General features: G+C 68.5%; 8 protein-coding genes. 6 read left to right on the forward strand and 2 right to left on the reverse strand.

Annotated features, from left to right (window positions below):
* The 6 genes from RMO04_RS09675 to RMO04_RS09700 form a co-directional block, all read left to right on the forward strand.
* Positions 1-2119 (forward strand): DNA gyrase C-terminal beta-propeller domain-containing protein (locus RMO04_RS09675; protein WP_309644573.1); only part of this gene is annotated, 2119 nt, incomplete at its 5' end.
* Positions 2120-2366: 247 nt separating this feature from the next.
* Entirely contained in the window at positions 2367-2855 is a 489-nt protein-coding gene (coaD, locus tag RMO04_RS09680) for a pantetheine-phosphate adenylyltransferase (RefSeq protein WP_309644574.1), read from the forward strand.
* A 48-nt stretch (positions 2856-2903) separates the two neighbouring features.
* Entirely contained in the window at positions 2904-3785 is an 882-nt protein-coding gene (locus tag RMO04_RS09685) for a peptidylprolyl isomerase (RefSeq protein ID WP_309644575.1), read from the forward strand.
* Positions 3785-4246, forward strand: coding sequence for a peptidylprolyl isomerase (locus RMO04_RS09690; RefSeq protein WP_309644576.1), 462 nt, complete (start codon positions 3785-3787; stop codon positions 4244-4246). The genes RMO04_RS09685 and RMO04_RS09690 overlap by 1 nt, the downstream gene beginning before the upstream one ends.
* The gene (locus RMO04_RS09695) at positions 4243-4800 is read left to right on the forward strand and encodes a phosphohydrolase (protein WP_309644577.1); all 558 of its coding nucleotides are present in this window, start codon (positions 4243-4245) and stop codon (positions 4798-4800) included. Before RMO04_RS09690 ends, RMO04_RS09695 begins: the two co-directional genes overlap by 4 nt.
* A gap of 9 nt (positions 4801-4809) precedes the next feature.
* A complete protein-coding gene (locus RMO04_RS09700) occupies positions 4810-5280 on the forward strand; it encodes a hypothetical protein (protein ID WP_309644578.1) in 471 nt (156 codons plus the stop codon).
* On the opposite strand, the gene RMO04_RS09705 is transcribed toward RMO04_RS09700, so the two are convergent.
* Both RMO04_RS09705 and RMO04_RS09710 read right to left on the reverse strand, forming a co-directional pair.
* A complete protein-coding gene (locus RMO04_RS09705; RefSeq protein ID WP_309644579.1) occupies positions 5266-6228 on the reverse strand; it encodes an endonuclease/exonuclease/phosphatase family protein in 963 nt (320 codons plus the stop codon). The two genes, RMO04_RS09700 and RMO04_RS09705, sit on opposite strands and share 15 nt — an antisense overlap.
* 10 nt (positions 6229-6238) lie before the next feature.
* Positions 6239-7204 carry an endonuclease/exonuclease/phosphatase family protein gene (locus tag RMO04_RS09710; protein WP_309644580.1) on the reverse strand — a complete coding sequence of 322 codons (966 nt, stop codon included), beginning with the start codon at positions 7202-7204 and terminating at the stop codon, positions 6239-6241.
* Positions 7205-7314 lie beyond the last annotated feature (110 nt).

Consider the following 7314-nt stretch of genomic DNA (forward strand, 5'->3'; position numbering starts at 1 on the left):
GGATATCGTGCCGGGCCCGGACTTCCCGACCGGCGGCGAGATCATCGGCCGCACCGGCGCGCGAACCGCGCTGGCCACCGGCCGAGGCTCGGTCATCATGCGTGGCAAGGCGGCGATCCAGACGCTTCGCAAGGACCGCGAAGCCATCGTCATCACCCAGATTCCGTTCCAAGTGAACAAGGCCGCCATGGTCGAGCGAATCGCCGAACTGGTGCGCGAGAAGCGCATCGAGGGCATCTCCGACCTGCGCGACGAAAGCGACCGCGACGGCATGCGCGTGGTCATCGAGATGAAGCGCGACGCCTCGCCGGACGTGGTGCTGAACCAGCTCTATCGCTACACGCCGCTGCAGAGTTCCTTCGCCGTCAACATGCTGGCGCTCGATCGCGGTCGCCCGCGGGAGATGCACCTGCGCGACCTGGTCGTCGCCTTTGTCGACTTCCGCGAGGAAGTGGTCGTCCGGCGGGTGAAGTTCGAGCTCTCCAAGGCCCGCGACCGCGGCCACGTCTTGGTGGGCCTGGCCATCGCCGTGGCCAACATCGACGAGTTCATTCACATCATCCGCTCGTCCAAGGACCCGGCCGAGGCGCGCGAGCGTCTGGTGGCCAAGGACTGGCCGGCGGGCGACATGCTGCCCCTGGTCGAGCTGATCGCTGATCCGCGCACCCTGGTGATCGAAGCCAATCTGATCCGCCTGACCGACGAGCAGGCCCGCGCCATCCTGGCCCTGACCCTGTCGCGCCTCACCGGCCTGGGCCGCGACGAAATCTTCGGCGAGGCCCGCGAACTGGCCGACGCCATCCAGGGTCACCTGACGACCCTGTCGTCGCGCGAGAACGTCATGGCCATCGTCCGCGAGGAACTGGTCGCGGTGCGCGACGCCTTCGCCGTGCCGCGCCGCACCGAGATCGTCGACGGCGACGCCGACGTGGAAGACGAGGACCTGATCGTCCGCGAGGACATGGTCATCACCGTCACCCACGGCGGCTATGTGAAGCGCACGCCGCTGACCACCTATCGAACCCAACATCGCGGCGGCAAGGGCCGCTCGGGCATGTCGACCAAGGACGAGGATGCGGTCACCCGCGTGTTCTCGGCCTCCACCCACACGCCGATGCTGTTCTTCTCGTCCGGCGGCAAGGTCTATCAGCTCAAGGTCTGGCGCCTGCCGGTGGGCACGCCGACCTCGCGGGGCAAGGCCTTCGTGAACCTGCTGCCCATCGAGCCCGGCGAAAGCATCACCTCGATCCTGCCGCTGCCCGAGGACGAGGCGACCTGGGATCAGTACGACGTCATGTTCTCCACCAAGTCGGGTGGCGTGCGGCGTAATAAGCTGAGCGATTTCCAAGGCATCCGTCGCAACGGCAAGATCGCCATGAAGCTGGATGACGGCGACGCGATCATCGGTGTCGGCCTCTGCAACGCCACCCAGAACGACATCCTGCTGACCACCGCGCTGGGCCGCTGCATTCGTTTCGCCACCGAAGAAGTGCGCGTCTTCGCCGGTCGGGATTCCACCGGCGTGCGCGGCATCCGGCTGGCGGATGGCGACAGCGTCATCTCCATGGCGATCCTCCGATCGGTGGACGCCTCACCGGCTGAACGCGCGGCTTACGTGAAACATTCCAACGCCATGCGCAGGGCAGCGGGCGAGGACGGCGCCGAGGTCGAGGAAGCCGCCGCGCCGGACGACGACGAGACCGACGTCGATCTGGCGGCGCTCAGCCCCGAACGCATCGCTCAGTTGGGCGCGGCCGAGGAGGTGATCCTCACCGTCTCCACCGAGGGCTTCGGCAAGCGTACCTCCGCCTACGAGTTCCGTCGCACCGGTCGGGGCGGGCAGGGGCTGCTGGCCCAGGACCTGACGAAGAAGGGCGGCAAGCTCGCGGCCTCCTTCCCGGTCGAGGCCTTCGACGAGATCCTCCTTGTCACCGACCAGGGCCAACTGATCCGCACGCCGGTCAGCCAGGTCCGCATGGTCGGGCGGAACACCTCGGGCGTGACCATCTTCCGCACCGCGGCGGACGAACACGTCGTCTCGGTCGAACGCCTGGCCGATCAGGGCGGCGACGGTTCCGAGCCCGAAAGTGACGACACCGCCGAGGCCGCGCCAGAATAGGGCGCGGCCGCTTCGGCTCAGGGCTCCACGGCCTTGCGGTAGAGATGCCAGGTGGCGTGGCCCGGCACCGGCGGGACGAAGATAAGCTCCATCAGCGCCGGGACCGAACCCATCACCAGGGCGGCGGCGTACGCTCGAGACGGCCTGTCTCGTCCTGGCCAAGCCGCCGCCTCCCGCAACTTATGGCTTGCTTTCGGCCGGCCTGCCGGTGAAATCCCTGCTGCACCGCAAAAGGGGGAGACGTCGAATGACGCGTGTGGGGCTCTATCCGGGGACCTTTGATCCAATCCACAACGGCCACACCGACATCATCGGGCGGGCGGTGAAGCTGGTCGACAAGCTGGTCATCGGCGTGGCGATCAACGCCGGGAAGGGGCCTCTGTTCACCCTTGAGGAACGCGTGGCGATCCTCAAGAGCGAGACCGAACACCTCAATCGCGCCGAGATCGTCGTGCAGCCCTTCGAAGGCCTGCTGATCCACTTCGCCCGCGAGATCGGCGCCTCAATGATCGTGCGGGGCCTGCGCGCCGTCGCCGACTTCGAGTACGAGTTCCAGATGACCGCCATGAACCAGCAGCTCGAGCGTGAGATCGAGACCGTGTTCCTGATGGCCGACCCGCGCCACCAGGCGATTTCGTCCAAGCTGGTCAAGGAAATCGCCCAGCTCGGCGGCGATGTGACCAAGTTCACCAGTCCGCGGGTCCGAGACGCGCTGCTTGAGAAGGTCGGCGCCTGATCGCTGACGGGCTGGCGGTCGAGGCCGCCGGCCATTACGAGTGAGACCATGATCCGAACCGCATTTGTCGCCGCCGCCATCCTCGCCATGGCCGCGCCCGCCGCCGCCGCGCCCGCGAAGGGCAAGGCCGCTCCAGCCCCGGTCGCCCCGCCCGCCGCGCCTGGAGATCCCAAGGCCTCCGACTGGCGCACGCCCAACCCCGAGGACGTGCTGGTCATCGACACCAGCAAGGGCCGCATCTTCGTCGAGATGGTCCCCGAGGTCGCGCCGGCCCACGTGGCGCGCGTGCGCGAGGTGGCGCGTTCCGGCGTCTATGACGGCCGCAAATTCTTCCGGGTGATCGACCAGTTCATGGCCCAGACCGGCGATCCCGCCGACAACGGCACAGGCGGCACCGACAAGCCGGACCTGGCGCAGGAGTTCCTGTTCCGCCGCGGACCCCAGACGCCGATGGTGCTGGCCGCCGACCAGGCCGTGAGCCAGGTCGGGTTCCTGAAGTCGCTGCCGGTCATGAGCCAGAGCGCCATGCTGATGGCCATGACCGCCGACGGCAAGATCTCGGCCTGGCCACTCTACTGCCCTGGCGTGGCCGGGATGGCGCGCGGCGAGGACGAGAACAGCGCCAACAGCCAGTTCTTCTTCATGCGTCAGGCCTATCCGTCGCTGGAAAAGCGCTACACGGCCTGGGGCCGGGTGATCGCCGGCCTTGAGACAGTCCGCGCTATTAAAGTGGGCGAACCGCCTGCCGATCCGCAGGATACCATGGACAAGGTGCGCGTCCTGGCCGATATCCCGGCCGCCGAGCGCCCCTCGGTGCGTGTGATCGATCCCAACAGCGCCTGGTTCAAGGCCGAGATCGAGAGCGTCCGCGCCGCAAAGGGAGCCGATTTCACGGCGTGCGCGATCAGAATTCCCTCGGAGGTGAAGTGATGGACCCGGAAAACACGCTAATCATGACGCTGGAAAGCGGCCCGGTGACGATCAAGCTTCGTCCCGACCTGGCCCCCGGCCACGTGGACCGCATCAAGGAACTGGCCCGCGAGGGCTTCTATGACGGCGTCGTCTTCCACCGCGTGATCCCGGGCTTCATGGCCCAGGGCGGCGACCCCACCGGCACCGGCACCTCGGGTTCGGACAAGCCGAACCTGCAGGCTGAGTTCTCGCGTGAGCCGCACGTGCGCGGCGTGTGCTCGATGGCGCGGACCAACCAGCCGAACTCGGCCAACAGCCAGTTCTTCATCGTCTTCGACGACGCCAAGTTCCTGGACGGCCAATACACCGTCTGGGGCGAAGTGACCGAGGGCATGGATCTGGTCGATGGCCTGCCCAAGGGCGAGCCGCCGCGCAGCCCCGGCAAGATCGTCTCGATGAAGGTCGCGGCCGACGCGTGACGCCGGACCTCGAGCGGGCCTATGGCGAGCCGCACCGGCGCTATCACACGCGCCGGCATATCGAGCAGTGCCTGGCGCTACTCGACAAGGTCCCCGACCTGACCGAGGCGGAGCTGCAGACGCTGACCTATGCCATCTGGTGGCATGACGCGGTCTACGACGCGACGGCGTCGGACAACGAGGCCAAGAGCGCGGAGATGGCCAAGCGCGATCTCCGCGATCTTGACGTCGGCATCCACGCCCGCGACGAGGTCGCGCGGCTGATCCTGCTGACCGCCGGCCATGCGGTGGAGGAGGGCGACCGCCTGGGCGAAATCCTGGTCTCGATCGACCTGTCGATCCTGGGCGCGCCGCCGACGGCCTATGACGCGTACGCGGTCGCGGTCCGCGCCGAGTATGCCCATGTGCCCGACGACCTGTGGCGGGCCGGTCGTGCGCGGGTGCTGCAACGGTTCCTGGACGCGCCGGTTATCTATCCCGATCCGGCCTTCGCCGATTGGCTGGAGCCCCAGGCGCGGGCGAACCTTACGCGGGAGCTGGCGTCTCTAAGCTAGGAGCGACGCTTGGCCGCGCGCCTGAAGGTTTTCGTGACGTCGGACGGCCTGACCGACTATGTCGTCGCCGCCAGCTCGCGGCCAAAGGCGCTCGCTGCCTGGGGCGCGCATCAGGATCTGTTCAAGACCGGCGGCGCGCGCGAGACCGACGATCCCGATCTCGTGACGGCGGCTTCGGCGCGACCCGGTGAGGTGCTGCGCCGGCCGAGCGACGCGAAAGGCGCGCTGGCGGCCCTGGCGACGGCCAAGCCGGGCAAGCCGGGCAAGCCAAAGGGTCCCTCCGTGGCGTCCCTGCGCAAGGTCGCGGGATTGGAAGACAAGCTGACCGAACTACGGGCCCGCCGGGACGATGTCCTTGCCGAGATCGACGCCGCCCGCGCCGCTCTCGAGGAACGGGAGGCACTGGCGCGCAACCGCTTCGAGGTCGATCAGGCGAAACTGGTCCTCGACCTGCGGAAGGCCCGCTCAGCGCTCGACTGAGGGCGCCAGGATGACCACGACGGGAAAGTGGTCGGACCCCAATTTTGGGCCTCGCTCGACCCTGACCGTCCGCCAGCCAGGCCCCGCGTAGACGTGGTCGATCGGCAGCAGCGGGAACGGCAGCGGGGGAGTTGATGGCGCGACGGCGCCCGCCGGCCAGGTGAAGAGCGCTCTTGTGCGCCGTTCAAGCCTGAACATCGCGTCCTCCCGCCGTCGCTCGAATGACCAGGGCGTGGAGTTGAAGTCGCCCGTCAGGATGGTGCGATCCGTTGGGCCTTGGCGGAGTATCTCGGAGACCGCTCGGCCCTGCGCCTGGTGGAACGCACCGTAGATCGGCCAGACGAAGTGCACGCCGATCACGGTGAAGGCGCCGTTCGGGTGGGCGAAGGTCGCGCGCGCCAGGGGCGGCTGCGCGCGCCGACCTGGCAAGGGCGTGAGCTGGGCCGTCAAAGGTTTGGCCTTGCTGAAGATGATCACGGAAGCCGGGCCTGAGACGGCGTGATACCCGCCTCGCCGCACGATCTCGGCTTCCAACGCCGCGCCTTCCTGTACGACGATGATGTCGGCACGCTGGCCGACGAGCCAGGCGACGGTCTCGCGAGGCGCGCGGTTGCCAATCCCCCAGGCGTTGAACTGGATCAGCTTGATTTGTCCGGGTGCGTCTGCGGGCGCTCTTGGCCCCATCCGCCGCAGGTATTCCGGCGCGATGAGCAGCAAGGCCAGCGCCGCGCCCAGCGCGCCTACCACCACCAAGCCCCGTCGCGAGCCCGGATCGGCCAGCGTCAGGCCGTAGAGCGCCACCAGCAGGGCGCCGGCAAGCCACAAGGGGGCGAAATGGCTGAACACGTCCAGGTGCGCGCTCCAGCGCCCTCCATGCGCCGCCAGGGCTGCGCCGGCGCACAGCAGGCCTATGAGGAAGACCTGAACGCCGAAAAATGATCGCAGCATCTCCATCGCGCTATGGGCTCCGCGGCAGGGCGAGAACCGCCACGACTGGATAGTGATCCGATCCGATCCGGGGTCCACGGGTGACGCTGACGGTCCGCCAGGCCGGGCCGGCGTATATCTGATCGATCGGCAGGAACGGCGGGCCGAACCAGTGGGCGGGCCAGGAGTAGAGCGCCTGGGTCCGGCGCTCGATCCCCAGGGCGGCGTCGTCGCGCCGCAGGGCGAACGACCACGGCGTGGAGTTGAAGTCGCCCACCACGATCAGGCGGGCCCTGGGAAGTGGAGCCGCCATCCGGTGGAGGCGGCGGCTGTTCTCGGCCTGGACGAAGGTCTTGGCGGTCATCGACTTCCTGGCGACGGCGCCCGGCCGGCCGTAGTGCGAGCCGACCACGACATAACCGCCATCGGCTGGCGCGAAGGTCGCGACGATCGTGTGGGGGTCCAGGCCCCACCGGCCGCCACCCATGGTCGCCACATCCACCGGCCGCGCGCGGCTGAGGATCGCCACCTGGCAGCCGGGCGAACAGGTCATGCGCCGCGGCATGCGGCGCTGGATCAGGGCGCGAAGCTGCGCGGTGCTGTCTTCAAGCACCAGGATGTCGGGGTCCTGGTCGGCGAGCCAGCGGGCCATGGTGTCGAAGCGGGCGGGCCTGGGCTCGGCGTTGAACTGGATGACCTTCAAGCGCCGGGTTGCGTCGGCCGGCGCGGGCGCGGACGGCGACCTCAACAGTTCGGGCGTCACGAGCCATAGGGTGCTGAGGACCCCGAGGCCGCCCAGCATCGCCAGGCGACCACCGCGCGTCCGAGCCGGCGTCACCAAGGCCATGACCAGCAACAGGACCGAGCCCGCCAACCAGATCGGCGCGAAGTGGGTGAGGACGTCCAGCAGGCCGCTCCACCGGCCGCCCTGGGCCAGGATCGCGGCCAGGGCGCAGACGGCGCCCAGGCCTGTCGCGACGATTCGAAGGAACCCCATGCGCCTGCCTAGCACGGGCTCACGCTTGACGCGTGAGCCCGCCCGTGGCCTTCAAGCCCGCCCATGCAGCTTGCCGATTTCGATTTCCAACTGCCCGAGGACCGCATCGC

The organism is Phenylobacterium sp., assembly GCF_031412415.1.
Lineage (GTDB): Bacteria > Pseudomonadota > Alphaproteobacteria > Caulobacterales > Caulobacteraceae > Phenylobacterium.